We start from the raw sequence: 1,569 nt of genomic DNA on the forward strand, positions 1-1,569 counted from the left end.
AACTCACTTTATCGCCGTGAACTAAGCCTGCCAATAACAGCTCCATTGCGCGAGCATTGGTACGACACAAAATCGCATCACGCATTTTTGTATGCGGTTTATTGACTACACTTGATTTCTGGTTCGGATTACCAAGCAAAGGAACTGTCTCATTTAAGCCACCTAATAACGCATTGGCGACATCGGCAATTGCCTCCCCAAAACGAAAAGAGGTCGTTAGGCGAGACTCTGGCAAAGGCAGCTGTTGCATGGCATTTACTGCACCGCGCCACGCGTTGATTTGCTGATGTGCATCGCCTACATAAATAACCTGAGTACTTTTTTGACGAAGTAATATACCCAGCATTAAAGGGTCAGCATCTTGTGCTTCATCAAATAAGACATAATCGGCCGGAATATTAGGCTCAGACAATGCCCAAAGTTTGAGGTAAATATCATGACCAATTCCGGCTTGATGGTTTGGGTCGATGGACTCTAACCAGCGGCGTTCTACTGCCGGGTAAAGGTGAGTTTGAAGTGCAGTAATATCGTCTGGATGTAACCAGTTTGGCGCCTGAATATGTCGAGGAGCTGGATATTGAGAACTGGTCGAACAGAAATAGCTCACCGCATTGGCGACAAGACTCGCGAGGCGACTTGGCATTAAGACGTATTTTTCATAACGTCCACCCATCATTCGACGTAAGGTAATCGGTTCTAGTCGATATTCTTTTGCAATAAAGCTTGGGCTTAAGCGAGGTAAACGTAATTTATCAGTTACGCCACGTGGCACACTGCGAAAGGCGAGTGAGTGAAAAGTACGGCAGTCTACATTGCGATGAAATTTGTTTTGAGCTTCACCAGCAATGGCTTTGTTAAAAGCCAAATACATACCACGCCGTTCAGGCATGGCATCACTAATCATTTGTAACGTAGTAGTTTTACCTGTGCCAGCATAGGCAATCACTTTAAATGATTGCCCAAGACGTGCGTTATCTATGGCAATTGCTTGCTCATAGGTGGCTTTAGGTTTTTCGATATTCGACACTGAGTGATTTTAAACCTTATTGCGGTTAGCTTTTTCAACTAAACCAGATAAACCCTGACGACGACCTAACTCGTCAATAATAAGTTGTGGATTAAGATCGAAATAACCCAACATGACAATACTATGGAACCACAAATCGGCAGTTTCATAAATCAAGTCATTTAAATTGCTTTCTGTATTTTGAGCAGCGTAGTCTTTCGCAGCAATAATGGTTTCTACGCCTTCTTCGCCGACTTTTTCTAAAATTTTATTGATGCCTTTTTTGTAGAGGCTTGCAACATATGAAGTGTCTGCTTCTGCTTGCTTACGCTCTTGCATCAATTGCCCTAAGTGAGCAAGTACATCCACTTGTTCAGTAGTATGAGCATGATCGTGACTTTCAGCTTTGGCTTTGTCGCCATAAATTGCAGTAGGGTCTTTTAACTGTGCATCGACAATTTCCCAGCCCTGTGGGGTGAGTTTACGGTAGAAACAAGACTCACGACCTGTATGACATGCGATACCGCCATGTTGCTCAACCTGTAATACAATCACGTCGCCAT

Annotated in this window: 2 protein-coding genes; both read right to left on the bottom strand. The window is 43.6% G+C overall.

Annotated elements, in window-relative coordinates:
• The coding region (locus tag VXQ92_RS17255) for an AAA family ATPase (RefSeq protein WP_416682646.1) at positions 1 to 1,027 on the bottom strand (1,027 nt) is incomplete at its 3' end.
• A 9-nt stretch (positions 1,028 to 1,036) separates the two neighbouring features.
• A partial coding sequence (locus VXQ92_RS17260) for a phosphoribosyl-ATP diphosphatase (protein ID WP_416682647.1) occupies positions 1,037 to 1,569 on the bottom strand: 533 nt, incomplete at its 5' end.

This window comes from Acinetobacter sp. 228 (assembly GCF_048147885.1).